Source organism: Streptomyces virginiae (assembly GCF_000720455.1).
Taxonomy (GTDB): Bacteria; Actinomycetota; Actinomycetes; order Streptomycetales; family Streptomycetaceae; genus Streptomyces; species Streptomyces virginiae.
The window spans coordinates 117,248-143,724 of the sequence record NZ_JOAK01000016.1 but is presented as its reverse complement, the minus strand read 5'-3'; the positions used below and the strand labels follow the sequence as shown (position 1 = coordinate 143,724).

The following is a 26,477-nucleotide window of genomic DNA, read 5'->3' as shown; positions in this document are numbered from 1 at the left end:
GGGGCAGCATCGCCACCACCTCGGTCGACGACCCCGCCGCCGGCATCGGCCGGACCACCGCGATCCAGCACTGCCGGCTCGAACGCCGGGCGCCGCGCCGCGTACGTCGGCCAGGCGCAGCCAGAGCGCCGGGAACCGACCGGTGACCCGCACCCGGTCCCGGTCCGCGGCGGGTGGGGGCGACGCCGACGAAGGTGAGCCCGGGGCGGCCGTACGATCCGTGTCGGCGCCCGGCACCGCGCGCCGCCCGGCTCAACGCCGCCCAGTCCCGTATCGAGAAACGGAGCAGCCGCCATGGCCCGACTGCACTCCTACGCCACCCGCGTCACCTGGACCGGAAACCTCGGCACCGGTACCAGCCACTACCGCGCCTTCTCACGGGCACACGAGGTGGCCGCCGGAGAGCTGCCGGCCATCCTCGGCAGCTCCGACCCGACCTTCCACGGCGATGCCTCCCGCTGGAACCCCGAGCAACTGCTGCTCGCCGCGCTGTCCCAGTGCCACATGCTCTCCTACCTGCACTTCTGTACGGTCAACGGCGTGGTGGTCACTTCGTACGTCGACGAGGCGACCGCAACGATGGCCACCGCCGGGGACAGCGGGCAGTTCACGGAGGCCGTGGTGCGCCCTCGGATCACCGTGAGCGACGAGTCGATGGTGGCCGCGGCGGTCGCACTGCACGAGGAGGCCCACCGGGCCTGCTTCATCGCCAACTCGGTGAACTTCCCCGTCCGGCACGAGCCGACGGTGACGGTGGGCTGAGCGCCTTCGGGCAGACCCGGCCACGCCGTTGTCCCGTGACGGATGTGCTACTCCCGTGCGACGCGGTGGGCGCTGCCGATCCCCGTCTGATCGCGGGTCCGCGTGCGGCCGGCACTCGGGAGCCGCACGTCGCGCTGCCCGCGCCGCCGACTACGACCTCAACGCGGCACCGCGACCTCGCTGTTCGACAATCGACACCATGGCGGACCGCGCCTGCCTCCTCACCTCCCGTTGAGGACACGGGGCATTCGGGCCAGGGTGATGCCTCCGGCCGACTGCCCCAGGTCTTGGATCGGCCGCGAGTCGCTGACGAACCAGCCCTCCCACACGTGACGGCCGGCCCTGCCACTGCCGCTGCCGCGATGGGCCACGTAGACGGGCACGCTTGCCGGGTCTTCGAGTGGCGGGCGGCCGCACCCTGGCACGCCGCGTGCGGGCGGAGCGAACGGTTCCAGAACCCCCGTCACTCCTGTCGGACGACCGGGGAGGCCGCGTATATGAAACGTAGATGGGCGGCTGCGAGTCTCCTCGGCAGAACCGCCCGCAAGCCAGCCAGGGGCCGCACACGGCACCTGGACCAACAGACAGGATCCACCGTGCCGCACATCCGCACGTCCGTCACGCGCCGTCTGGCCCTCCTCGTTCCCGCCGCGCTCGTCGCGCTGCTCGCCGTCGGTGCCACCGCCGGCGCCGCCGTGCTCACCGCGGACCGCAGCACGAGCGTCTCGGCCGACGAGGCCACCGGGCACCGCCCGCGCCATGACCACAACGAGTTCAACAGCCGGGCCTGACCGCCACGCCGGTTTCCAGCAGGGCGCGGGCCTCCTCGGCTTCCGGGAGGCCCGCCCGCTCGAACACCTCCAGCGCCTCGCCCGCGTGCCTCAGCCCCTCCTCGCGCCGGCCCGCCGCCAGGCAGACCCCGGCGTGGATCAGCAGGGCGTAGCCGCGGTCCCGGCCCCGGCCCGGCACCGTGCGCAGATGGGCCACGGCCCGGGCGGAGGCCTCCAGCGCCTCCCGGGTCCGGCGGAGGTCGCTCAGCGTCCGGGCACAGCGGTAGTCGGCCTGGGCGCGCTGGCCCGGGATCCGGACCGCGTCGCACAGGGCGAGGCACTCCTCGTACGCGGCCAGTGCCTCCTCCAGCCGGCCCAGCTCGTGCAGGGCCTGCCCGCGCACGCAGAGCGCGTGGGCGACCCCGTGGTGGTCGGCCATCTCCCGCAGCGCCTCCAGGGCCTCCTCGCACGCGGGCAGCGCCTCGGCCGCCCGGCCTCCGCGAACGCGGGCCAGGGCGGCGTTGAGGGTGATCGTCAGGGCGCCCGAGCGGTGGCCCTGCTCCCGCGCCAGGACGAGCGCCTCGTCGAAGCACTCGGCCGCCTCGCCGAAGCGGTGCTCGAACTGGGCGATCACCCCGAGGTCGTTGTACGCCTGCTGCAGGATCGCCCGGTCGCCCGCCCGGCGGCAGGCCCGCACGGCCAGCTCGGAGGCGGCGCGGGCCCGGCCCAGATCGGTGGCCTGGAGCGCCGCGTTGCCGGTGAGGAAGTGGGCGCGCCCGGCCGCGCGGTCGTTGCCGCGCAGCGTCGCGGCCCGGGCGAGTTCGGCGGCGGTCACGGTGATCCGCGCGTACGGGATGTCCTGCCCGAACGAGCTGAGCGCGACCAGCAGGTCGGCGGCCATCGTCAGCTGCTCCGTGTCCGCGGCGTCCGGCCGCCGCACCACGAGCTGGACGGCGTGCAGCGCGCAGTCGAACTCCGCGACGACCCAGTCGCGGGCCTCGGCCAGGTCCGCTAGCCGTCCCTTCCCCGGTTCGGCGGCCGCCGCGACGATCGAGCGGTGCACCGGGTCCCCGGGGATCATCCACTGGAAGGCCTCGGCCGCCATGCCCAGCAGGTGGTGCAGGAGGCGGTGCTGCACCGGCGGGCCGGACTCACCGGCCGGGGCGGGCAGGTTGAGCGCGAAGTCCCGGCCCAGCTCGTGGTGGCGGTAGCGGCCCGGCTCCGGTGATTCGAGCAGGGCGGCGTCCACCAGGGCTTCGAGCAGCTCCTCGGCCTCCGGCTCGGCCAGGTCCAGGGCGGCAGCCGCCGCGGCGAGCCCGATGCCGGGCCGGGAAACGGGGGCGAGCCGGCGGAACACGCTCGCCTGGGGCCCGGTCAGCTGGCGGTGGCCCAGCTCGAAGACGGAGGCGACGGCCAGGTCGTCGGCCCGCAGTTCGGTCAGCCGGCGCCGCTCGTCGGCGAGGCGGGCCACCAGGTGCGCGACGGTCCATCCGGGCCGGGCGGCGAGGCGGGCGGCGACGATGCGGACCGCCAGCGGCAGTCGGGCGCAGGCCTCGACCAGCGCGGCCGCGGCCTCCTCCTCCCGGTCGACCCTGTCGGCGCCGACGATCTGGCGCAGCAGCCCGAGCGCCTCCGCGGGGGTGAACTCCTCAAGCTGGACGTGGCGTCCCGACAGCAGCCCGCCCAGGCGGGCCCGGCTGGTGACGACCACGGCGCAGCCCGCGGCGCCCGGGAGCAGCGGCTTGACCTGGGCGATGTCCCGGGCGTCGTCGAGCAGCAGGAGCAGCCGGCGGCCGTCCAGGACAGTACGGAAGAGGCGGGCGCGGTCCTCCGTCGAGGGCGGCACCTCACGGCGGGGCACGCCGAGGGCGCCGAGCAGACTGGCCAGGACGGTGCCGGGGTCGGCGGGGTCGCTGCCGGTGCCACGGAGGTCGGCGTAGAGCTGGCCGTCGGGGTAGGCGTCCTTGACGTGGTGCGCGACCCGCAGGGCCAGGGCGCTCTTGCCGATGCCGCCCATCCCGCTCACGGCGGCGACGGCCAGGGCGGTGCGGGCCGGGTCGCTCAGGACGCCGGCGAGGGCGGCGAGTTCGGCCGCACGGCCGCTGAAGTCGGCGATGTCGGCCGGGAGCTGGGCGGGCCGGACGTACCCGACCCCGGCCGGCCCCTGCCCCTGCCCCTGCCCCTGCCCCTGCGGGAGGTCGGGCGCCGGGGCAGCGCCGGACACCGCGGCCCGGGCCCCGTCCTGCATCCCGGCACGGTCGGCTCCCGGCTCCCCGACCCGCGCAGCCCCGAAGGCCTCGGGTACGCCGGGGACTGCGGTCGCTGCCGCGGCCCCGGTCCCGTGCGCCCCCGCCACAGTGGTCCCCGGTACCCCGGCCGGACCGATGACGTACGCCCCCGCCGGCCCTGCGACGGGCGCCCCCGCGAACCGGGCCGTTGACCCGGCGGCCCCGGCGGACGCCGCTGGGAACCCCTCGGGTCCCGCGGGCGCGCCGCCGGGAGCCGGTGCACCCCCCGGGGCGACACCGTGCGCCGTCGCGGGTGCCGTCGGCGCGGCGCCGGAGGGCGCGGCCGGGAGCCGCGCGGGCGGTCTGACCCCGCGGCCGGGGTCCGGGAACGCGGCGGCGGGGAGGAGGCGCGGGTCGCCCGACAGGATGCGGGCGTGCAGGGTGCGCAGGTCCGGGCCCGGGTCCAGGCCGAGTTCGTCGGCGAGCACCTCGCGGGCCCGGCCGAAGACGGCGAGGGCGTCGCCCTGCCGCCCCGCGGCGTACAGCGCGCGCATCAGGAGCCCGTACGGGCGCTCCCGCAGCGGCTCCTCGCGGATGAGGGCGGTGAGTTCGGGGACGGCCCGCTCGTGCCGCCCGAGCAGCAGGTCCACCCCGAGGCGCTCCTCCAGCAGGTGCAGCCGCAGCTCCGCCAGGCGCGAGCGCTGGCTCTCGGCGAACGGCCCCGGCACCCCGGCCAGTGGCTCGCCCCGCCACAGGGACCCGGCCTCGGCCAGGGCTTCGGCGCAGACCTCCAGCTCCCCGGCCGCGTGGGCGCGGGTCGCCTTCGCGGCCAGCTCCTCGGCCCGTACGGCGTCGACCGAGCCCGGCGGCACCGCGAGCCGGTAGCCGTCGTTCGCGGACTCCAGGATCTGGGCCCCGGTCTTCCCGGACCCCCCGCCCTCCAGCAGCTTCCGCAGCCGCCAGACGTAGGTCCGCAGGATCATCACCGCGGAGCCCGGGGCAGAATCCCCCCAGACCGCGGCGGTCAGTTCGTGCAGCGGCACGACATGGCCCGCGCGGAGCACCAGGACGGCGAGGGTGGCCTGCTGCTGCGGCGGTCCACCGGTCAGCACCGGTCCCCCGTGGGACACGCCCATGGATCCGAGCACGAAGAATTTCACGAGTTCCCCCTGTGCGCGCGCACAGCTCCACACGGCGGTTGGTCCCCAGTTGTCCTGGCCCGCCGATGTACGGAGCGTCATCCTAAGCGGTTCACATGGCCATGCCATCGAAATGGGTCGCGGTGGGGGCCCGGCCGGGTCCGCGCGGCAGAGCGGAGGGACTGCGTCCGGATCACACCCGGCGGAGGGATCGCGTCCGGGTCACACCCAGCCGAGGCGGGCCGCGCGCAGCCCCGCCTCGAACCGGCTGCGGGCGCCCAGCCGTTCGATCAGCGAGGCCATGATCCGCCGGGCGGTGCGGGCCGAGATGTGCAGCTGTCCGGCGGCGGACTCGTCGGTGTGGCCCTCGGCCAGCAGGCCCAGCAGGGAGCGCTCCTGCTCGGTGGGTACGTAGACGGGCTGCGACGGATCCGCGCCCAGCGGTACGGCCGCGCCCCACTCCCGCTCGAAGAGCGCGACCAGCGGGGCGATCATGCCGGGCGCGGAGAGGGACAGCGCGCCCTGCCGGCTGTCCGCCGGGTCGATGGGAACGAGGGCGTGGGTCCGGTCGACCAGCACCATCCGGGTCGGAAGCGCGACGACCGTACGGAAGGCCCCGCCGCCCGCGAGCAACGTCCGGCTGTAACGCAGGGTGCCGGGATCCTCCCGTACGAGGTCCAGCCCGATGGTGCGGATGGCGACGCCGCGGCCGAGCACGAGGGCGTCGTTGCGTTCGGCGGCCTCCAGCGCGGCCGCGGACTGGGGACCGCCCGGCATGAAGGTCAGCACCTCGGTCCTGGCCTCCAGCGCCAGGCGCTCCAACCGCCGCTGCACGGCGTCGAGTCCGGCCAGCCGCTCGACGCCCTCGGCCGGGCGGCCCGCGGAGCCGGCGCCCGCGAGGATCCGGACCAGGGCCTGCTGGTGGCCCACCGCCTGGCGGTGCCGGCGCACCAGTTCCTCGTGCTGCTGGTCCAGGAGCCGCTGCATCCCGAGAACCGGGTCGACGACCGTGAAGCGGCCGGGCGCCTCGAAGGACGCCTGGACCAGGCGCAGCGCGAAGAGCCGGTCGAGGCAGTCGCGGACCCGGTCGGGCTCCACCCCGAGCCGGGCGGCGAGTTCGACCAGGCCCAGTTCGGGCCGGGCCAGCACCTCCTCGTACACCGTCTGGTCGAGCTCCTCCAGGTCGAGCGTCACGGACATCGGTTCCCCTCTTGGCATGCGGTCGTCCCCGTCGATCTGCGAGCAGCCTGCCTGCCGGAGATCTACAGGACATAGACGCGCCCTCTACGCGCGCCAACGCGGCTCCGGCCGGGGGCGGCTGTCCCAAAGCGTCCTGGCCGCTTCCGCCACCCCTGAACCCGTTCCCCCAGGTCAACACCATGGCCAGGATGGAGGCGTGCCGCTCGGCACCCCTTCCCCACTCCCGATGAGGGCACCTCCATGACTTCTCGCGTCCGCACCACCGTCCGTCCGGTCCGCACCGTCGCCGTGGCCGTCGCCGCGGCTTTCGCCTGCGCCGCGGTCGCGCTCACCGCCGGCGGGCCGTCAGGTGCGGACACGGCCGGGGCCACCACCGTCCGGGCGGCCGCGGCGCCCCTCCCGGCCTCCCCGGGCGCGGTCGCACACGGCCTCATCTGGGACTGACCCGGGCTCGTGGAGCTGACCCTCGTCTCTCTCGTCCCGCCCGGGCCCGGCCCCGGCCCCGCGGACGACGGCCGCCTGCTCCGCCTGCTCTGGGGCGCGGCCCGTCCGGGGGAGCGACTGGAGCACATCAGCGTGCGGAGCGGTCCGCACGGCGTGGACCTCGGACTCTTCACCGTGGCCACGCCCGGGACGACCGCCGCGGAGGCCGCCCTGGCCATCTGCCGCCGCGTGCTCGCGCCCCCCTCCCCCTTCCACGGCTGGCACCTCGCCACCGGATCCACCAGCCTCGCGCGACCCGGCGCGATCCCCACCACCACGACGTGACAGGAGCACCCGTGACCAACCCCTTCGAGGACGACGAAGCCACCTACTTCGTCCTCGTCAACCAGGAGAACCAGCACTCCCTGTGGCCCGCCTCGATCGAGGCGCCCACCGGCTGGACGGCCACCCACGGCCCGGCCTCTCGCCAGGACTGCCTGGAGCACATCGAGAAGACCTGGACCGATCTGCGTCCGGCCAGTCTGGTCGCCGCCCTCGGGGAGGGCTGAGCCGATGAGCGTCCAGCGCACCGCCCGTCCCCGGCACTACCTGATGTGCCGCCCGTCCCACTTCACCGTCGACTACCGCATCAACCCCTGGATGGACCCGGCCAAGCCGACCGACACCGACCTGGCCGTCCTGCAGTGGGAGCGGCTGTACGCCCTCTACCAGGAGCTCGGGCACACGGTCGACCTGATCGACCCGGTTCCGGGGCTGCCCGACATGGTCTACTCGGCCAACGGTGCCACCGTGCTCGGTGACCGCGTCCTGATGGCCCGTTTCCGCCACCCCGAGCGCGCCGCCGAAGCCCCCGCCTACCAGGCCTGGTTCCAGGCCAACGGCTACGCCGGGGTGGTCGCCCCGGAGCACGTCAACGAGGGCGAGGGCGACTACCTGGTCGCCGGGTCCCGGATCCTGGCGGGCACCGGCTTCCGCACCGACCCGGCCTCGCACGCCGAGGCCGAACGGGTGCTCGGCGCCCCGGTGGTGGGCCTGACCCTGGTCGACCCGCGCTTCTACCACCTGGACACCGCCCTCGCCGTGCTCGACGACGACGAGATCATGTACTTCCCCGGTGCCTTCTCGGCCGAGTCGCAGGCGGTGCTGCGCGAGCTGTACCCGGACGCGCTGCTGGCCACGGAGGAGGACGCCGAGGTCTTCGGGCTGAACGCGCTCTCCGACGGGCGGAACGTCCTGCTCGCCGAGGCCGCCCGCGGGCTCGCGGACCGGCTGGCCGAGCGCGGTTTCACGCCGATCGGCGTCGACCTGTCCGAACTGTTCAAGGGTGGCGGCAGCGTCAAGTGCTGCACCCTGGAGCTGCGTCACGCCGTGCAGGCTCCGACCGCGGGCGGTGCCGCATGAGCACCCGCCCGACCGACCCCGCAGCGGCCACCTCCGCAACGGCCCCCGCCGCTACGGCCACCGCCGCCGGGGCCGTCCCCTTCGCGGGCTTCCTCGACTGGCTCGTCGAGCCCGGCGCGCCGGCCACCGTCCGCGCCCCCGAGCTGGCCGACGCGGCCGCCGCGCGGGACTGGGTCGCCGAGCACGGCGCCGAACTGCGCGCCGCACTCGACCGGTTCGGCGCCGTGTACGTGAGCGGGCTGCCGGTCCGCAGCGTCGACGACTTCGCCGTCGTCCGCGACGAGCTGGTCCGCCGGGCCACCCCGTACCGCGAGAAGGCCACCCCCCGCAGCGACTTCGGGTCCGGCGTCTTCTCCTCCACCGACCTGCCCGCCGCGCAGGCGATCCGCCCGCACAACGAGAACAGCTACACGCTGACCTTCCCCGGCCTGCTGCTCTTCGGCTGCCTGACCGCCCCCGAGGAGGGCGGCGCGACACCCGTCACCGACTGCCGCGAGGTGCTGCGGTCTCTCCCCGCCGCTCTGGTCGAGCGGATGCGCGCCTCCGGCTGGGTCCTGACCCGCACCTACTCGGAGACCCTCTCGGTCGCCTGGCAGTCCGCCTTCGGGGCCACCACCCGCGAGGAGGTCGAGGCGTACTGCGCCGAGAACGCCATCGCCTGCGCCTGGGACGAAGAGGGCACGCTGCGCACCAGCCAGGTGCGGCCGGGCATCGTCCGCCACCCGCAGACCGGCGACGAAGTCTGGTTCAACCACATGGCGTTCTGGAACCGCTTCTCGCTGGACGAGGAGCTGCGCGAGGTCCTGCTGGACGAACTCGGCCCCGAGGGGCTGCCCTTCGACACGGGTCTCGGTGACGGCGTCCCGCTGACGGAGGCGGACCTGGAGGCCGTCAACGCCGCCTACGAGCGGGCCACCGTGCGCCGCGCCTGGCAGCCGGGGGACCTGCTGATCGTCGACAACGTCCTGACCGCGCACGGCCGCGACCCCTTCCGCGGCGACCGGCGGATCGTCGTCGCCATGGGCGACCCGGTCGCGGTGGCGGACTGCGCCCCGACGGTCGCCCCGCGCGCCGGATCAGTGGCGGCGGTGTCCCGTGGCTGAGCCGACGAACGTGGTGGAGCGGTTCCTGGAGACCGCCCGGACCTTCCCCGGCCGGCCCGCGGTGCACGCCTCGGACGGTGCCCTGACCTTCGAGGAGCTGGCCGGCCGCACGGCCCGGCTGGCGGCGGCGCTGCGCGCGCTCGGCGTCCGCCGGGGCGACCGGGTCGGCGTGAGCCTGCCCCGCGGCACGGGCTGGGCCGTGGCCCCGCTGGCGGTGTGGCGGGCCGGTGCGGCCTACGTCCCGCTGGACCCGGCCTACCCCGGGGAGCGGCTCGCGCACATCGCGGCCGACGCCGGGCTGCGTGCGGTGGTCGCGCGGGCGGGGGCCGCGGCCGAGTGGGCCGAGGGCCTGCCGGTCCTGGACCCGGACACGGCGCACCCGGACACCGCCGCCCCGGACACGGCGCACCCGGGCACGGCGGCGCCCGCCACGCAGGCCGACGCGGAGCCGTCCGGCCCGGCCGGGCACCCGGCCACCGCGGCCTACGTCATCCACACCTCGGGCTCCAGCGGACCGCCCAAGGGCGTGGAGGTCACTCACGCCGGTGTCGCCGCCCTCGTCTCGGGCCTGGAGGAGCGGGGCGTCTACCCGGCCGGCCACCGCGTGGTCGCCTGGAACGCCAGCCTGTCCTTCGACGCGTCCGTGCAGCAGTGGGTCCGCGTGTGCCGCGGCGACACCCTGGTCGTCCTGGACGACGAGGACCGCACCGACCCGGCCCAACTGGACGCGCTGTTCGACGCGTACGGCGTGACCGACCTCGACTGCACCCCCTCGCACTGGCAGCTGACCGGGCCGCGGCTGCGGCCCGGGCGTCCACTGCGGCTGCTGCTGGGCGGCGAGCCGGTGCCGGCAGCGATGTGGCGGGCGCTGGCCGAGGACCCGGCCGTGGAGGCCTGGAACCTGTACGGCCCGACCGAGTGCACCGTCGACGCCACCGCGACCCGGATCACCGGGGCCGCCCCGCGCCTGGGCGAGCCGCTGGCCGGGGTCCGCGCCCAGGTCCTCGACGAGCGGCTGCGGCCGGCCACCACGGGCGAGCTGTACCTGGCCGGTCCGGGCGTGGCCGTCGGCTACGTCGGCCGGCCGGGGCTGACCGCCTCGCGGTTCGTCGCGGACCCCTTCGCCACCGACGGCAGCCGGATGTACCGCACGGGCGACCTGGTGCGCTGGCGGGCCGACTCCGGTCTGGAGTTCCTGCGCCGCACCGACCGGCAGCTGAAGGTCCGCGGCTTCCGGGTGGAACCGGGCGAGCTGGAGGACCGGCTGCGCGGTCACGCGGCGGTGGAGGCGGCCGTCGCCGTGGCCCGGACCGGGCCGGACGGCGACACCCTCCTCGCGGCGTACTGCGTCCTGGCTCCCGGGGCCCGGGTGACCGAGGCGGAGCTGAGCCGGCACTGCGGGGCCGCGCTGCCCGCGTACTTCGTGCCGTCCGTCTTCGTCACGGTCGACGCGCTCCCGCTGACACCGAACGGCAAGGTGGACACCGAGGCGCTGCCGCCGCTGCCGACGGCCCCCGCCGCCCGGCCGGAGTCCTCCGGGCGCGCCCCCGAGGGCCCGCTGGAGGAGCTGATCGCGACCGTGTGGGCCGAAGTCCTCGGCCGGGACGGCGTCGACGCGGAGGCGAACTTCTTCGCGCTCGGCGGCCATTCGCTGCTGGCGCTGCGCGTGGTGTCCCGGCTGAAGAAGAACGCCGGGATCGCGCTGCGGACCAAGGACGTCTACCGCTTCCCCGTCCTCGCGGACCTGGCCCGGCACGCGCAGTCGGTCCACGCCCTGGCCGCCGGGGAGGTCCGTTGAGCGTCCTCGACACCACCGCGGTGCGCCTGAAGGAGACCCGCGAGGGTGCGCCCACTCTGGTCTGCCTCGCCTTCTGCGGCGGGGGCACCGCCACCTTCCACGACTGGATCCCGGCCCTGCCGGACGGCGCCGGCCTGGTGGCCGTGTGCTATCCGGGGCGCGAGGGGCGGTTCGCCGAGGAGTTCGCCCGGACCTGGGAGGAGCTCGCGGCGGACGCCGCCGCCGGGGTCGCGGCGGTGGCCGGGCAGGGCCCGTACGTCCTGTTCGGGCACAGCATGGGCGGCTGGATGGCCTTCGACGTCACCGTACGGCTCGCCGCGGCGGGCGCGCCCCCGCCGCGCGCCCTGGTCGTCTCCGCCTGCAACGCCCCCGACCGCGGGGTCACCGACCGGGACCGGTTCCTGGACCGGGGACAGCGCGACGACGAGCTGCTCGGCTGGATGAGCACCCACGGCCTGCTGCCCGAGCACGTCCTCGAAGAGCCCGAGCTGACCGAGATGGCCGTGGAGCTGATGCGGGCCGACCTGGCCGCCCGGGACACCTTCACCCACACCCCCGGTGCCCGGACCGGCGTCCCGCTCCAGGTCTTCTCCGGGGACGCGGACCCGGTCATCGGCGAGGACGTCGGCCCGCGCTGGGCGGCGCTGACCGACGGCCCGTTCCGCCACGACGTCCTGCCCGGCGGCCACTTCTACACCCCGCAGGTGTGGCGGGGGCTGCCCTCCCGGATCACCTCCCTGACGACCGGGGGCGCCACGGCCCCCGCCCCCGTCCTCTCCGTGTCCGCCGCCCTTCGAGGGACGGCGGCCCCATGACGAACGGCAGCTCCATGACCTTCTCCCCCGCCTTCGGCATCAGCCACGTCGAGTCCTACGTCGCCGACCTCGCTTCGGCGACGGCCGAGATGACCGGCCGCTTCGGTTTCCGTGCGGTCGCCCGCGCCGCGTCCGCCGACGCGGAGTCCCTGCTCCTGCGCCAGGGCCGGATCTCCCTCGTCCTCACCCAGGCCCGCTCGCCGCACCACCCGGGCGCCGCCTACGTGCTGGCCCACGGCGACGGCGTGGCCGACATCGCGCTGAGCGTGCCCGACGTGGCCGCCGTCTTCGACGAGGCAGTCTCCCGCGGCGCGGTCCCCCTGGCCGTGCCGCGCCGGCAGCCCGACGGCCGCACCCGGGCCGTGGTCGCCGGGTTCGGCGACGTCGTGCACACCCTCGTCGAGCCGGACCCGGCCGGGCTTCCCCCGGGCTTCACCGCGCTTCCGGACGCCGCCGCACCGGACGCGGACGGCGAACTCCTGGAGGAGCTGGACCACTTCGCGGTCTGCCTGCCCGCCGGACAACTCGCCCGGACCGTTGAGTTCTACACCCGCGTCCTCGGCTTCCGCATGATCTTCCAGGAGCTCATCCGGGTCGGCGAGCAGGCCATGGACTCCAAGGTGGTGCAGAGCTCCTCCGGCGAGGTCACCCTGACCCTGATCGAGCCCGACACCTCCCGCGAGCCGGGGCAGATCGACCGGTTCCTCACCGAGCACGGCGGCGCGGGCGTCCAGCACATCGCCTTCGCCTCCCGGAACGTCGTCCGGGCGGTCGGGGCGCTGCGCGAGCGGGGCGTTGCGTTCCTGAGCGTCCCCGACACCTACTACACGATGCTCGCTGACCGGCTCGACCTGGCCCGGCACTCCACGCAGGAGCTGCAGCGCATCAGCGTCCTGGTCGACGAGGACCACGACGGGCAGCTCTTCCAGATATTCACCCGCTCCACCCACCCGCGCCGCACCCTCTTCCACGAGGTGATCGAGCGGTTCGGCGCCCGCACCTTCGGAAACGGCAACATCAAGGCCCTGTACGAGGCCGTCGAGGCCGAGCGGCTGGGCGCCGGAGAGGTCCTGCGGTGAGCGCCGGTCACGACACCGCGCAGGTCCCCGTCCGTCTGGAGGACTTCGCCGGTCCCGCCCGCCGGGCCCTGCCCCCGGAGGTCTGGGACTTCGTCGCGGGCGGCAGCGGCGAGGAACTGACCCTGGCCGCCAACCGGGCCGCCCTGGACCGGATCCGCCTCGTCCCCCGCGTCCTGTCGGGCCCCGGGGCCCTCGACACCTCGGCCGAACTCCCGGGCGGCCGAGCGGCCCTGCCCGTGGCGGTCGCGCCGATGGCCTACCAGCGGCTGCTCCACCCCGAGGGCGAACTGGCCACGGCCCGCGCGGCGGCGGCCGCCGGGGTGCCGTTCACCCTGAGCACGCTGAGCAGCGTGCCGGTGGAGGAGGTCACGGCGCTGGGCGGGGTCACCTGGTTCCAGCTGTACTGCCAGCGGGACCCGGGGCTCACCGCCGAGCTGGTACGGCGCGCCGAGGACGCGGGCTGCGCCGCGGTGATGGTCACGGTCGACGTCCCCTCGATGGGCCGGCGCCTGCGCGACCTGCGCAACGGCTTCGCCCTGCCGGCGGGCGTGGCGGCCGCGCACCTCGACCCGACCACGACGCTCCGGGCCGCCGAGCGCCGGGCCGGGACGTGCGCGGTGGCGGAGCACACCGCCGAGTCCTTCGCCCGCACCCTGGGCTGGGACGACCTCGCCCGGCTGCGGGAGCGGACGGGACTGCCCCTGATCGTCAAGGGGATCCTCGACCCGGGTGACGCCGCGACCGCGGCCGCGGTCGGTGCGGACGCCGTCGTCGTCTCCAACCACGGCGGCCGCCAGCTCGACGGCGCGGTCGCCAGCGCGGACATGCTGCCCGCGGTCCGGGAGGCGGTCCCGCCGTCCTGCCGGCTGCTGCTGGACAGCGGGATCCGCGGCGGGACCGACGTCCTGAAGGCCCTGGCGCTGGGCGCGGACGGGGTGCTGCTGGGCCGCCCCGTCCTGTGGGGCCTGGCCGCGGACGGCGCGGAGGGCGTGTCGCGGGTGCTGGGGCTGCTGGCGGCCGAACTGCGCTCCGCCCTGGAGCTGTCGGGCTGCGGCACCCCCGCCGACGCCCCCTGGCTGACGACGCTGGGGGCGGGCCGGTGACCCGCACGGCCGTGGCCCTGGACCGGGCCGATCTGCACGCGTCCCTCGCGGACCCCGCGCTGCTGTCCATGACCTTCCTCAACGAGATCGCGGGACGCTTCCCCGAGGCGGTCTCCTTCGCCCCCGGGCGGCCGACGGAGGACTTCTTCGACCCGTCCGACCTGCACCGCCACCTCGACACGTACATCCACCACCTCACCGCGGACAAGGGCTACGACGCGGCCGGGGTGCGGCGGGAGCTGTTCCAGTACGGCCGCACCAAGGGCGTCGTGCACGAGCTGATCGCCCGTCACCTCGAACGCGACGAGGGCATCGTCTGCGACCCGGAGGCCGTCCTGGTCACGGTGGGCGCGCAGGAGGCGCTGTGGCTCGTGCTGCGCGCCCTGAAGGCCGGCCCGCGGGACGTGGTGCTGGCCCTGGACCCGACGTACGTCGGGCTGACGGGCGCCGCCCGGCTGCTGGACCTCCCGGTGCGGTCGGTGCCCGAGGGTCCCCGCGGGGTGCGTCCGGAGCAGGTGCGCGAGCGGATACGCGAGGTCCGCGCGGCCGGGGAGCGGCCCCGGGCGCTGTACCTGGTGCCGGACTTCTCCAACCCGAGCGGCCACTCCCTGGACACGGGGACGCGCCGGGAGCTGCTGGAGGTCGCGGAGCAGGAGGACGTGCTGCTGCTGGAGGACAACCCGTACGGGTACTTCCGGGTGGCGGACGACGACTCCCGGCCGCCGACGCTGAAGGCCCTGGACACCGGGCAGCGGGTCGTCTACCTGGGCTCGCTGTCCAAGACCTGCTTCCCCGGCGCCCGGGTGGGCTTCGCCGTCGCGGACCAGCGGGTCACGGGGGCGGGCGGCCCGGCGCTGCTGGCCGACGAGCTGGCCCGGGCCAAGAGCATGCTGACCGTCAACACCCCGCCGGTGGCCCAGGCGCTGGTCGGCGGCATGCTGCTGGAGCACGGCGGCAGCCTGCTGGAGGCCAACCGCCGCCAGATCGGCGTCTACCGGCGCAACCTGCGCTGTCTGCTCCAGGGGCTGCACCGGCGGTTCGACGGGATGCCCGGGATCCGGTGGATCACCCCCGCGGGCGGCTTCTTCGTCGTGCTCGACGTGCCGTTCCCGGTGACCGACGCCCTGGTCGAGGAGGCCGCCGTCCGGCACGGGGTGCTCTTCACGCCGATGCGCCACTTCAGTGACCAGGTCCGGGCCGGGCGCCAACTGCGGCTTTCGTGCAGCTCGTTGGACCCCGACCGGATCGAGGACGGGCTCGACCGGCTGGCGGCCCTGATCGACGAGCACGGCGCGGCACCGCATGACTGAGCCCCTCGCCCCGCCCGCACCCCTCCCCGCTCTCCTCGCACCACCCCCAGAAGGGACGTCCATGCACACCGACGACGACCGCGCACCGCGGCATTCGCTCGTCCGGCCCCTGATCCGAGCCGTCCGGCGCGACCCCGCGGCGGTGGCCGTCGTCGACGGCGGCGTCGCCCGCACGTACGGCGAACTCGACCTGCTGTCCGCCGAGATCGCGGGCGGGCTCGCCGCCCGCGGCCTGGGACCGGACGACGTGGTCGCCGTCCACGGCGAACGGTCCTGGGAGCGCTGCGCCGCGGTGCTCGGCGCCTGGCGGGCCGGCCTGGGCGTGGTCTGCGTCGACCCGGGCATGCCCGCGCCGCGGGCCGCGCGGATCGCCCGGCTCTGCGCCCTGCTGGTCCGTCCCGACCACACCGCGCCGACCGGGCTCGGCCCCGCCGAGGTCGCCTTCGGCGAGCTGCGCGGCGCCCCGCTGGAGGAGCTGCGCGAGGGGACCGTCGGGTACGTCATCCCCACGTCCGGATCGACCGGTGAGCCCAAGTCGGTGGCCGTTGCACCGTCGGTGCTGGCCGCGCTCGGCGACTGGCACGTGCGGCACTGGGCCCACGACCGCCCGCCGCACACCCTCCAGGCGGCCTCGATCGGCTTCGACGTGGGCTACGAGGAGATCGTCACCACCTGGCTGGCCGGGGCCGCGCTGGTCGTGGTCTCCGACGAGGAACGCCAGGACCCCTTCGCGCTGATGGACCTGATCCGCGAGCAGCGCGTCGCCCGGCTCTTCCTGCCGGTGGTGGGGCTGCACGCGCTGGCCACGGCAGCGGTGTTCGACCCGGACGCGATGCCCGACCTGCGGGAGATCGCGGTCGCGGGCGAGCGCCTCGTCGTCAACTCCGAGGTGCGGGAGTTCTGCGCGGCCGCCGGGGTCGCCCTGGTCAACGAGTACGGGCCCAGCGAGACCCACGTGGTCACGCAGTACCGGCTGGACCCGCGGGAGGCCGCGTCCTGGCCCGAACACCCGCCGATCGGCGGTGCCGTCGCCGGGGCGGAGCTGCTGCGCGAGGCGGACGGGGTGCTGCGGCCGTTCGCGGCGGGCGAGGAGGCGGAGCTGGTGGTCGGCGGGGGCAGTGTCGGCCTCGGCTACCTGGGCGACCCGGAGCTGACCGCGGCCCGCTTCCGGACCCTGCCCCACGGCGACGGGACCCCGCGCCGTACGTACGCCACGGGGGACGTCGTCCGGTTCGACGGGGCGGACTTCCACTTCGTGGCCCGGGCCGACGACCAGCTCAAGGTGAGCGGGTACCGGGTCGAGCCCGGCGAGGTCGAGGCGGTCCTGGGCGCGGTCCCGGGGGTCCGCAGGGCCGTGGTGGTGACGGTGGAGGTCGCGGGCTCGCGCCGGCTCGCGGCCGTGTGGACCCGGACGGGGGCGGACGGCCCCGGGCCCGTGGAGCTGGCCGCCGCGTGCGCGGCGCACCTGCCCGCCTACATGGTGCCCCGGCACTTCCGGCCCGTGGAGGACCTGCCGGTGACCGCCAACGGAAAGGTCGACAGGGCCGCCCTGCGGGCGCTGTTCGCCCCGGCACGCACCGCCGTCTGACCAGCACGCGCAGGCCCGTGGGGGCCCGCGGCGAACGAGAACGAGGAAGACCATGAGTGGAATCGACGTGACCGAGGCGGAGCGGATCCTGTGCGGTGTCCTGGCGGACCTGCTCGGGATCCCGGAGGTCGGCCCGCAGGACGGCTTCGTCCGGCTCGGCGGTGACAGCATCATCGCCGTGCAGGTGGTCGGCGCGGCCCGCCGCGCCGGGCTGCGCATCACCGTCCGGGACGTGCTGACCCTGCCGGACGTGGCGGCCCTGGCCGCCGCCGCCCGGCCGATGGCCGGGTCCGCCCGGTCGGGCGCCGACGACGGGGTCGGGCCGGTCCGGCCGACGCCGGTGATGCAGTGGCTCGACGAGCGCGGCGGGCCCGCCGACCGCTACTACCAGTACCTGGTGGTGCGGACCCCGGCCGGGCTGACCGGGCAGAGCGCGTCCGAGGTGCTCCAGGCGGTCCTGGACCGGCACGACATGCTGCGCGTGGTCCGGGACGGCTCCGGTCGGCGGACCCGCCCGGCCGGGTCGGTGCGCGCCGCGGAGTGCCTGCGCCGGGTGGCGACCGAGGGCCGCGAGGCCACCGCCGAGGAGGTCGCACGGGAGGTGCACGCGGCCCGCGACCGGCTCTCGGTGGGCGGCGGGGTGATCGTGCAGGCCGTCTGGTTCGACGCCGGGGCCGGCCTGCACGGGGCACTGGCCCTGGTCGTCAACCACGTGGTCGTGGACGGGATCTCCTGGCGGGTGCTGACCGGCGACCTCGCCCGGGCCTGGGAGGCGGTCGCCGCCGGACGGGCCCCCGCCGGCGCCCTCGACCCGGTGGCCACCTCGTTCCGCCGCTGGTCCGAACTGCTCACCGCGGAGGCGGCCGGGGAGCGGACCGCAGCCGAAGCGCCGTACTGGAGCGGTGTGGTCCGGCCGGGGGCGGGCATCGCGGGCCGCCGCCCGCTGGACCCGGCCCGTGACCACGAGGACCGCGCCGGGCACCTCGCCCTGAGCCTGCCCGCGGCGACGGCCGGGCCGCTGCTGACGTCGGTGGCCGACCGGCTGGGCGCCGACGCCAACGAGGTGCTGCTGACCGGGCTCTGCCTGGCCCTGGCCCGGTGGCGGCCCTGCGGCCCGGAGGTCCTGGTGGAGCTGGAGGGCCACGGCCGGGAGGACATCGGCACCGAGGTAGACCTCTCCCGCACCGTCGGCTGGTTCACCACCCTCTTCCCCACCCGCTTCGCCCTGGACGGCCTGGGCGCGGCGGACGCCGAGGACGGCGGCCCCACCGCCGCCGAGGCACTGCGGCGGGTCCGGGAGCAGCTGCGGGCGATCCCGCGCAAGGGCATCGGGTACGGCCTGCTGCGCCACCTCGACCCGGTCGTCGGCAAGGAGCTCGCCGCGGCGGAGCCCGCGGGCCTCGGTTTCAACTACCTGGGCCGGCTGGGCGGTCCGGGCGGCGGCGACTGGCAGCTGCTGCCGGCCCACGGGGCCCGGCTCGACGCCCCCGGCCCGGGCATGCCGATGGCGCACCCCGTCGAGGTGAGCGCCTTCGTCCTGGAGTCGGTGGACGGACCCGTCCTGCACGCCGACTGGGCCTGGGCCGACGGCGTCCACGACGAGGCGGAGGTCCGGGCCCTGGCCGAGGGCTGGTTCCGGATGCTCGGCGCCCTCGTCGTCCACGCCGACCGCACCGGCCCCGCGGCCTCCTCCACCGTCCCGCCCGCCCCCGGCCTGACGCTCGACGCGATCGGCCAGGACGAACTGGACGACCTCGCGGCCTCCCTCGGCCTCCTCTGACCCCGACCGGACCGCACCCCCGCCCCGCCGCCGCTCTCCGACGGCCCCCAGAAAGCGACATCTCCAATGAACACCAGCCGGCCGGCCATCGAGGACGTCCTGCCCCTCTCCCCGCTGCAGGAGGGCATGCTCTTCCACTCCGGGTACGACGAGGACTCCAAGCACCTCTACATCGCCCAGTTCACCGTCGACCTGGACGGGACGCTCGACGCGGATCGGCTGCGCCGGGCCGCCGGGGAGCTGCTGCGCCGCCACGCCAACCTGCGGGTGGTCCTCACCCACCGCAAGAACGGTGATCCCGTCCAGGTGGTCCGCCGGGACATGGAGCCGGCCTGGCAGGAGCACGACCTCGGCGCTCTGCCCGCCGGGGCGGCCGCGGAACGGGCCGCGGAGCTGACGGAGGAGGACTGGGCGCAGGGCGTCGACAGCCGCCGCCCGCCGCTGCTGCGGTTCACGCTGCTGCGGCTGGCGGACGACCGGCACCGACTTCTGGTGACGGCCCATCACATCCTGTTGGACGGCTGGTCGTTCGGGCTGCTCTTCCGCGAGCTGTTCACCCTGTACGCGGGTGGCGAGCCGGAGCCGGTGCGGCCCTACCGGGAGTACCTGGCGCACCTCGCGCGGTGCGACCGGCCCGCCGCCGAGGAGGCCTGGCGCACCGCCCTGGCCGGTCTCGACGCGCCCGGCCGGATCGCGGACGGCGCCGGCCGGGTCTCCCCCGGCGCCACCCCCGAGGACGTGGTGGTGCGGCTGGACGAGGAGCGGACGGCGGCGCTGACCGCGCGGGCCCGGGAGTGCGGGCTGCTGCTGACCAGCGTGGTCCAGGGCGCCTGGGCGGTGCTCATGGCCCGCGCCACCGGGCAGGACGACGTGGTCTTCGGTCTCACGGTCAGCGGCCGCCCCGCCGAACTGCCGGGTTCGGAGCGGATGATCGGCATGCTGATCAACACCGTGCCCGTGCGGGCCCGGATCGACGCGGCCGCCCCGCTGCGCCGGGTCTGCGCGGAACTCCAGGGCGAGCGGGCGGAGCTGGTGGACCACGACCACCTGGGGCTGACGGAGATCCAGAAGCTGGCCGGTTCCCCGGCCGCCCTCTTCGACACGAACCTGGTCTTCGAGAACTTCCCGATGAGCGACTACGCGCTCGACCTGCCCGGCTTCGGCCTGGAGGCGCGGATCCGGTTCCGGGACACCACGCACTTCCCGCTGACCCTGGTGGTCGAGCCGGGCGCGGCGCTCGGGCTGCGGCTGAGCCACCACCCCGGGCTCGTCGCCGCCGAGCGGGTGCGGGAGCTGGGCGAGCGGCTGGTGCGGCTGCTGGAGCGGTGGACGGCCGACCCGGACGCGCCGGTGGAGGCCCTGGACGCGCTGACCGCGGCCGAGCGCCACCGGGTCCTGGCCGAGTGGAACGACACCGCCGCCGCCCTCCCGGAGTCGACGCTGAGCGCGCTGCTCGCGGAGCAGGCGGCCCGGACGCCGGACGCCACCGCCGTCGTCTTCGAGGGCGAGTCCCTGACCTACCGGGCGCTGGAGGAGCGGGCGGGCCGCCTCGCGGACGTGCTCGCGGACCGCGGCATCGGACCGGAGAGCCTGGTCGCGGTCGCCGTACCGCGCTCGCTCGACCTGATGGTCGCCCTGTGCGGGGTGCTGAAGGCGGGGGCGGCCTACCTGCCCGTGGACCCCGGCCAGCCCCAGGAGCGCAGCCTCGGGATCATGGCCGACGCCGCCCCGGCGCTGGTGCTGAGCACCGGCTGGGAGGCGCCGGGGACGCCGACGCTGCGGCTGGACGCCCCGCTCCCCGCGGCGGATCCCGCACCGCGGCCGGTGGTCCTTCCCGACCACCCGGCGTACGCGATCTTCACCTCCGGTTCCACCGGCCGCCCCAAGGGCGCGCTGGTCCCGCACCGGGCCATCGTCAACCGGCTGGAGTGGATGCAGCGGGAGTACGGTCTGGGGGCCGGGGACCGGGTGCTGCAGAAGACGCCGAGCGGTTTCGACGTCTCGGTGTGGGAGTTCTTCTGGCCGCTGCTGACCGGGGCGACCCTCGTGGTCGCGAAGCCCGGCGGCCACCAGGACCCCGCCTACCTGGCCGGCCTGATCGCCCGGGAGTCCGTCACCACCGCGCACTTCGTGCCGTCCATGCTCGACGTGTTCCTGCGCGAGCCCGCAGCGGCGGACGCCCGCTCACTGCGCCGGGTGATCGCCAGTGGCGAAGCGCTGCCCCCGCACACCCAGGACGCCTTCTTCCGGGTCCTGCCCGGCGCGGAGCTGCACAACCTGTACGGCCCGACCGAGGCCGCGGTCGACGTCACGCTCTGGCCCTGCCGGCCCGGGGACGCCACGGTCCCGATCGGCCGGCCCGCCGCCAACACCCGTACGTACGTGCTGGACGGCCGGCTCGCCCCGGTGGCGCCCGGTACCGCGGGCGAGCTGTACCTGGCCGGCGTGCAGCTGGCCCGCGGCTACCTCGGCCGGCCCGCTCTGACCGCCGACCGGTTCGTGGCCTGCCCCTTCGAGCCGGGGGCCCGCATGTACCGCACGGGCGACCTGGTCCGCTGGCGGGCCGACGGCGTCCTGGAGTACCTGGGCCGCACCGACGACCAGGTCAAGATCCGCGGCTTCCGCATCGAGCCGGGCGAGGTCCAGAGCGCCGCCGCGGGCTGCGCGGGCGTCTCCCACGCGGCGGTCGTCGTCCGCGAGGACCACCCCGGCGATCCACGGCTCGTGGCGTACGTGGTGCCCCGCCAGGGCGCCGCGCCGACCCCCGCCGGGGTGCGCGGCGAGCTGGCCGCCAAGCTGCCCGAGCACATGGTCCCGGCCGTGGTCGTGCTGGACGAGCTGCCGGTGACGCCGAACGGCAAGCTGGACCGGCGGGCCCTGCCCGCCCCCTCCGTGCGCGCCGGCGGCCGTGGCGGCCGCACCGAGCGGGAGCGGATCCTGACGGGCCTGTTCGCGTCGGTGCTGGGCCTGCCCGGGGTGGGCGCCGACGACGACTTCTTCGAGCTGGGCGGCCATTCCCTGCTGGCGATGCGGCTGGTGGCGCAGGTCCGCGGGGCGTTCGGCGCGGAGCTGGGCATCCGTGAGGTGTTCGCCGCCCGCACTCCGGCCGCGCTCGCGGCGCTGGTCGACGGCGCGGACCGGGCCCGTCCCGCGCTGCGGCCGCAGCCGCGCCCGGCGCAGCTGCCGCTCTCCGCGGCGCAACGCCGGCTGTGGTTCCTGGACCGGCTTGAGGGGTCCGACCCGGCCTACCACAGCGTGGTCGCGGTCCGGCTGGACGGTCCGCTCGACGTGGAGGCGCTGCGCGGGGCGCTGGCCGACCTGGCCGAGCGGCACGAGATCCTGCGTACGATCCACCCGGCGGCCGACGGCGAGCCCCTGCAGGTCGTACTGCCCCCGGCCGCGCCCGTCCTGGAACTCCTCGACGCGGCCGGCGCGGACATCGACGAGATCGCCGCACGCCCCTTCGACCTGGCCACCGACACGCCCCTGCGGGCCGCGCTGCTGACCGCCGGGCCCGAGAGGCACACGCTGGTGCTGGCCCTGCACCACATCGCCACCGACGGCGAGTCCTGGGGGCCGCTGCTGGGCGACCTCTCCTACGCCTACGCGGCCCGCACGGGCGGCGGCGCCGAGCCGCGCCCTCCGCTGGCCGTGCAGTACGCCGACTACACGCTCTGGCAGCGCGCCCTGCTGGACGGCGCGGCCGAGGAGCAGCTGTCGTACTGGCGCACCGCGCTGGCCGGGCTGCCGGAGGAGCCGGTGCTGCCCACCGACCGGCCCCGGCCGGAGGTGGCCGATCCGGCGGGCGCGGCCGTCGCCTTCGGCCTGGACGCGGCCCTGACCGCGCAGGTGGAGGCGCTGGCCCGGGCGCACGGCTGCACCGTCTTCATGGTGCTCCAGGCCGCGCTGGCGGTGGTGCTGTCCCGGCTCGGCGCGGGGACCGACGTGCCGATCGGCACGGTCGTCGCGGGCCGCTCCGACGAAGCCCTTGACGATCTGGTGGGCTTCTTCGTCAACACCCTGGTCCTGCGCACCGACCTGTCCGGGGACCCGGCCTTCGCGGAACTGCTGGAGCGGGTGCGGGAGAGCGACCTGGCGGCCTTCGCCCATCAGGACGTGCCCTTCGAGCAGGTCGTCGAGGCGGTCAACCCGCGGCGCTCGCTCTCCCACCACCCGCTGTTCCAGGTGGCGCTGACGATGCGCCGGGCGGCCGCCGCCGGCCTTGAGCTGCCCGGGCTGACGGCGGTGGCCGAGGAGGTGGACGTACCGCGGGCCGAGTTCGAGCTGGCGCTGCAGTTCACGGAGGCGGCCGGGGCGGGCGAGGGGCTGAGCGCGGTGGCCAAGTACCGTACGGAGCTCTTCGACGAGGCCACCGTGCGCGCCCTCGTGGAGCGGCTGCGCGGGATCCTGGCGGCTGCGGTACGGGCGCCGCGCGGCCGGATCTCGGCCCTGGAGGTGCTGCTGCCGCGGGAGCGGCAGCAGCTGCTGGCCGACTGGCAGCCGCCGGCCCCGCCCCGGGCGGGTACGGCGGTGCACCTGGAATTCGCCCGGCGGGCCGCGCTGCACCCGGCCACCGTGGCCCTGGTGTCCGGCCCCGACGCCATCACCTACGGGGAGCTGGACCGGCGCGCCGACCGGTTGGCGCGGCGGCTGGCCGGCCTCGGCTTCACCGCCGAATCCCCGGTGGGCGTACTGATGGGGCGCTCCCCCGAGGTGGTCGTGGCGATGCTGGCCGTCCTCAAGGCGGGCGGCGCGTACCTGCCGCTGCACGCCGGCCAGCCCGCCGCGCGCACCCGGCGGATCCTGGACGCCGCGGGCTGCTCCGTGCTGCTGGTCGACGAGGCGCACGCCGGGCTCGCCCCGGAGGGAGTGCGGACGGTCCTGGCCGGCGCGGCGCAGGCCCCCGGCGCTCTCGCGGACGGCGGGGAGTTCGCGGCCGCGCCGTGCCCGCCCGGGCAACTGGCCTACCTGATGCACACCTCGGGCTCGACCGGCGAGCCCAAGGGCGTCGCCGTCACCCACCGGGACGTCCTGGACCTCGTGGCCGACCGGGGCTGGCACACCCGGGGCACCGAGCGCGTCCTGTTCCACGCGCCGCACGCCTTCGACATCGCCGACTACGAGCTGTGGGTGGCCCTGCTGTCCGGCTGGCAGGTCGTCGTCGCCCCCGAGGGCGAGCCGACGGTCGCCGGGCTGCGCGCCCTGATCCGCGGGGCGGGCATCACCGCCGTGCACCTGACGGCCGGCCTGTTCCGCGTGGTCGCCGAGGAGGACCCCGGCCTGCTGGCCGGCGTCCGCGAGGTGCTGACCGGCGGCGACGTCGTCAGCCCCGCCGCGGTCCGCGCCGTGCTGGCGGCGTGCCCGGACACCGTGGTCCGCCACCTGTACGGGCCCACCGAGGCGACCCTGTGCGCGACCGCCCACCTGATCACCGGCGCCGCGGACGCCGACGGCCCGGTGCCGATCGGCCGCCCCCTGGACGGCACCCGCGCGTACGTGCTGGACGAGCGGATGCGGCTGGTGCCGCCGGGCACCCCGGGCGAGCTGTACCTCGCCGGTGCCGGAGTGGCGCGCGGCTACCACCGGCGTCCCGCGGCCACCGCGGAGCGGTTCGTCGCCGACCCGTTCGGCGCGCCCGGGACGCGCATGTACCGCACCGGCGACCTCGCCCGGTGGCGGGCCGACGGGCTGCTGGAATTCCTCGGCCGGGCCGACGAGCAGGTGAAGGTCCGCGGCTTCCGCGTGGAGCCCGGCGAGGTCGAGGCCGCGCTGGCCGCCTGCCCGGGCGTCCGCCAGGCCGTGGTCGCCGTACGGGCGGCCGCGGACGGCGAGAAGCGGCTGGCCGGGTACGTGGTCGGGGAGGTCTCCGGGCCCTCGGTGCGGCGCCGGCTGGAGCGGCTGCTGCCGGATTACATGCTGCCTTCGTACGTCATGGTCCTGGACGCGCTGCCGCTGACCCGCAACGGCAAGGTGGACTACCGGGCCCTGCCCGAGCCCGCGCTGCCCGCTTCCGGCGGGCGTGCCCCCCGTACCCCCCGGGAGGAGATCCTGGCGGGCCTCTTCGCCGAGGTGCTCGGCCTCGACGCGGTCGCCGCCGACGCCGGTTTCTTCGACCTGGGCGGCCACTCTCTGCTGGCGACCCGGCTGGTCAGCCGGATCCGTACGGCCCTCGGGGTCGAGCTGCCGCTGCGCGAGGTCTTCCGCGCGCAGACCGTGGCCGCGCTCGCGGAGCTGGCCGGGAACGCCGACCGGGCGCGGCCGCCGTTGCGCCGTGCGGAGCCCGGGCAGGGCGCGCCGCTGTCCTCGGCGCAGCACCGGCTGTGGTTCGCGCACCAGGCGGAGGGCCCGTCCGGCCACCACAACGTGCCCTTCGCCTACCGGCTGAGGGGTCCGCTGGACGCGTCGGCGCTGCGTGCGGCGCTCGGTGACGTGGTGGCCCGGCACGAGGTGCTGCGGACCGTCTTCGACGAGTGCGGGGGCGAGCCGGTGATCCGGCTGCTGGAGGGTGCGTCGGCCGACGTGCCGCTGGAGGTCCTCGCCGTCGCGGAGGCCGGCGCAGTAGCGGACGCGGTACGGGAGGTGACGGGCCACCGCTTCGACATCTCGGCCGAACTGCCGCTGCGGGCCCGGCTGCTGGAGCTGGGCCGGGAGGAGTGGGTGCTGGTGCTGGTGATCCACCACATCGCCACCGACGGCTGGTCCTGGGGGCCGCTCCTGACCGACCTGGCCACCGCCTACGCCGCCCGCCTGGCGGGCGCGGAGCCGGCCTTCGAGCCGCTGCCCGTGCAGTACCGGGACCACACCGTCTGGCAGCGGTCCGTGCTCGGCGCGGAGGGCGACCCGGACGCGCCGATCACCCGTCAGCTCGCCTTCTGGACCGAGGAGCTGGCCGGCGCCCCTGCCGAGCTGGCCCTGCCCTACGACCGGCCGCGCCCCGCGGTGGCGAGCTTCGCGGGCGGCTCCGTCCCCCTGGAGCTGGACGCGGAGCTGCACGGACGGCTGCTGGAACTGGCCCGACAGCACGGCTGCACCCTCTTCATGGTCCTCCAGGCCGGGCTGTCGGTACTCCTGTCCCGCCTCGGGGCAGGCACCGACATCCCGATCGGGACCGTCGTCGCGGGCCGCACGGACGAGGCGCTCGACGACCTCGTCGGCTTCTTCGTCAACACCCTGGTCCTGCGCACCGACGTCTCCGGCGACCCGGCCTTCACGGACCTCCTCGCCCGGGTCCGGGAGAGCGACCTCGCCGCCTACGCCCACCAGGACGTGCCCTTCGAGCGGGTCGTGCTGGGGGTGAACCCGCAGCGGTCCCTCGCCCGGCACCCGCTCTTCCAGGTGCTGCTCCAGGTCCAGAACGAGCCGCCCGCCCTGCCCCGCCTGACGGGCGTCACGGCACAGCCGCACCCCGTCGAATGGGCGGTGTCCAAGTTCGACCTCGGGGTGGACCTCGGGGAGCGGCGCGCCGCCGACGGCACCCCGCTGGGCCTCACCGGGGAACTCACCTACGCCACCGAGCTGTTCGACCGTACGAGCGCCGAGCGGCTGGCGGCGGACCTGGCCCTGGTGCTGCGCGGTCTCGCGGCCGCCCCGGAGCGGGCGGTCGGCTCGGTCGACGGCCCGGCCCCGCGCACGGCCGCGGCCGCCCCCGCCGCGCCGGAGCCGGCCGCGGACCCGGGCGGCAGCACCGAGGACCGCGTCCGCGCCCTGTACGCCGAGGTCCTCGACCGGGAGGAGGTCGGCCCGGACGACAACTTCTTCGCCCTGGGCGGCCACTCCCTGCTCGTCACCCGGCTGATCAGCCGGATCCGGGCCGAACTCGGCCGGGAGCTGAAGATCCGCCAGCTCTTCCAGCACCCGACCCCGGCCCGCACCGCCGCCCTGCTCACCGACGCGCCGAAGGCCCGTCCCACGCTCCGCCGCTCCGCCGATGCCTGAGCCGTCCCCCGCCCCGCGCCCC

The 26,477-nt window shown here is 76.0% G+C and carries 17 protein-coding genes; 15 read left to right on the top strand and 2 right to left on the bottom strand.

Annotated elements, in window-relative coordinates; all coding sequences use genetic code 11:
• Positions 1 to 294: 294 nt before the first annotated feature.
• On the top strand, positions 295 to 762 hold the full coding sequence (locus IG86_RS0122990) for an OsmC family protein (protein ID WP_030821712.1): 468 nt from the start codon (positions 295 to 297) through the stop codon (positions 760 to 762).
• Between the two features lie 596 nt (positions 763 to 1,358).
• Positions 1,359 to 1,553, top strand: a complete 195-nt coding sequence (locus tag IG86_RS0122985) for a hypothetical protein (RefSeq protein ID WP_030821708.1) — start codon at positions 1,359 to 1,361, stop codon at positions 1,551 to 1,553.
• Here the strand turns inward: IG86_RS0122985 and IG86_RS0122980 are convergent.
• Positions 1,537 to 4,920, bottom strand: a complete 3,384-nt coding sequence (locus IG86_RS0122980; protein WP_051785337.1) for an AfsR/SARP family transcriptional regulator — start codon at positions 4,918 to 4,920, stop codon at positions 1,537 to 1,539. The genes IG86_RS0122985 and IG86_RS0122980 overlap by 17 nt on opposite strands.
• A gap of 201 nt (positions 4,921 to 5,121) precedes the next feature.
• Complete coding sequence (locus IG86_RS0122975; protein ID WP_030899186.1) at positions 5,122 to 6,099, bottom strand: helix-turn-helix domain-containing protein; 978 nt, start codon at positions 6,097 to 6,099, stop codon at positions 5,122 to 5,124.
• Between the two features lie 240 nt (positions 6,100 to 6,339).
• Here IG86_RS0122975 and IG86_RS0122970 point away from each other — a divergent pair, with 240 nt between their 5' ends.
• From IG86_RS0122970 to IG86_RS0122910, 13 genes are all read left to right on the top strand, one after another.
• The gene (locus IG86_RS0122970; RefSeq protein WP_030899183.1) at positions 6,340 to 6,543 is read left to right on the top strand and encodes a hypothetical protein; all 204 of its coding nucleotides are present in this window, start codon (positions 6,340 to 6,342) and stop codon (positions 6,541 to 6,543) included.
• A 9-nt stretch (positions 6,544 to 6,552) separates the two neighbouring features.
• Positions 6,553 to 6,867, top strand: a complete 315-nt coding sequence (locus tag IG86_RS0122965; protein ID WP_030821700.1) for a hypothetical protein — start codon at positions 6,553 to 6,555, stop codon at positions 6,865 to 6,867.
• 11 nt (positions 6,868 to 6,878) lie between these two features.
• Positions 6,879 to 7,091, top strand: a complete 213-nt coding sequence (locus tag IG86_RS0122960; RefSeq protein ID WP_030821698.1) for an MbtH family protein — start codon at positions 6,879 to 6,881, stop codon at positions 7,089 to 7,091.
• 4 nt (positions 7,092 to 7,095) lie between these two features.
• A complete protein-coding gene (gene ddaH / locus IG86_RS0122955; protein WP_030899179.1) occupies positions 7,096 to 7,944 on the top strand; it encodes a dimethylargininase in 849 nt (282 codons plus the stop codon).
• Positions 7,941 to 9,047 carry a TauD/TfdA family dioxygenase gene (locus IG86_RS0122950; protein WP_078906000.1) on the top strand — a complete coding sequence of 369 codons (1,107 nt, stop codon included), beginning with the start codon at positions 7,941 to 7,943 and terminating at the stop codon, positions 9,045 to 9,047. Before ddaH ends, IG86_RS0122950 begins: the two co-directional genes overlap by 4 nt.
• Positions 9,040 to 10,845, top strand: coding sequence for a non-ribosomal peptide synthetase (locus tag IG86_RS0122945; protein WP_051785336.1), 1,806 nt, complete (start codon positions 9,040 to 9,042; stop codon positions 10,843 to 10,845). The genes IG86_RS0122950 and IG86_RS0122945 overlap by 8 nt, the downstream gene beginning before the upstream one ends.
• On the top strand, positions 10,842 to 11,660 hold the full coding sequence (locus tag IG86_RS0122940) for a thioesterase II family protein (RefSeq protein WP_063761557.1): 819 nt from the start codon (positions 10,842 to 10,844) through the stop codon (positions 11,658 to 11,660). The genes IG86_RS0122945 and IG86_RS0122940 overlap by 4 nt, the downstream gene beginning before the upstream one ends.
• Entirely contained in the window at positions 11,657 to 12,739 is a 1,083-nt protein-coding gene (hppD, locus tag IG86_RS0122935) for a 4-hydroxyphenylpyruvate dioxygenase (RefSeq protein ID WP_078905999.1), read from the top strand. The genes IG86_RS0122940 and hppD overlap by 4 nt, the downstream gene beginning before the upstream one ends.
• Positions 12,736 to 13,842, top strand: a complete 1,107-nt coding sequence (locus tag IG86_RS0122930; RefSeq protein ID WP_030899167.1) for an alpha-hydroxy acid oxidase — start codon at positions 12,736 to 12,738, stop codon at positions 13,840 to 13,842. Before hppD ends, IG86_RS0122930 begins: the two co-directional genes overlap by 4 nt.
• Positions 13,839 to 15,152: an aminotransferase-like domain-containing protein gene (locus IG86_RS0122925; protein WP_030899164.1), complete on the top strand. Its 1,314-nt coding sequence runs from the start codon at positions 13,839 to 13,841 to the stop codon at positions 15,150 to 15,152. The genes IG86_RS0122930 and IG86_RS0122925 overlap by 4 nt, the downstream gene beginning before the upstream one ends.
• Positions 15,153 to 15,213: 61 nt before the next feature.
• A complete protein-coding gene (locus IG86_RS0122920; RefSeq protein ID WP_030899162.1) occupies positions 15,214 to 16,740 on the top strand; it encodes an AMP-binding protein in 1,527 nt (508 codons plus the stop codon).
• A gap of 52 nt (positions 16,741 to 16,792) precedes the next feature.
• A complete protein-coding gene (locus IG86_RS0122915) occupies positions 16,793 to 18,520 on the top strand; it encodes a condensation domain-containing protein (protein WP_030899159.1) in 1,728 nt (575 codons plus the stop codon).
• Positions 18,521 to 18,586: 66 nt separating this feature from the next.
• Positions 18,587 to 26,455 (top strand): amino acid adenylation domain-containing protein, encoded by a 7,869-nt coding sequence (locus tag IG86_RS0122910; RefSeq protein WP_030899157.1) that lies wholly within the window; start codon positions 18,587 to 18,589, stop codon positions 26,453 to 26,455.
• Positions 26,456 to 26,477 lie beyond the last annotated feature (22 nt).

Coding starts and splice junctions, on each gene's coding strand:
- hppD (WP_078905999.1), top strand. CDS start 11,657: ATGACGAACGGCAGCTCCATGACCTTCTCCCCCGCCTTCGGCATCAGC.
- IG86_RS0122915 (WP_030899159.1), top strand. CDS start 16,793: ATGAGTGGAATCGACGTGACCGAGGCGGAGCGGATCCTGTGCGGTGTC.
- IG86_RS0122950 (WP_078906000.1), top strand. CDS start 7,941: ATGAGCACCCGCCCGACCGACCCCGCAGCGGCCACCTCCGCAACGGCC.
- IG86_RS0122920 (WP_030899162.1), top strand. CDS start 15,214: ATGCACACCGACGACGACCGCGCACCGCGGCATTCGCTCGTCCGGCCC.
- IG86_RS0122975 (WP_030899186.1), bottom strand. CDS start 6,099: ATGTCCGTGACGCTCGACCTGGAGGAGCTCGACCAGACGGTGTACGAG.
- ddaH (WP_030899179.1), top strand. CDS start 7,096: ATGAGCGTCCAGCGCACCGCCCGTCCCCGGCACTACCTGATGTGCCGC.
- IG86_RS0122970 (WP_030899183.1), top strand. CDS start 6,340: ATGACTTCTCGCGTCCGCACCACCGTCCGTCCGGTCCGCACCGTCGCC.
- IG86_RS0122990 (WP_030821712.1), top strand. CDS start 295: ATGGCCCGACTGCACTCCTACGCCACCCGCGTCACCTGGACCGGAAAC.
- IG86_RS0122910 (WP_030899157.1), top strand. CDS start 18,587: ATGAACACCAGCCGGCCGGCCATCGAGGACGTCCTGCCCCTCTCCCCG.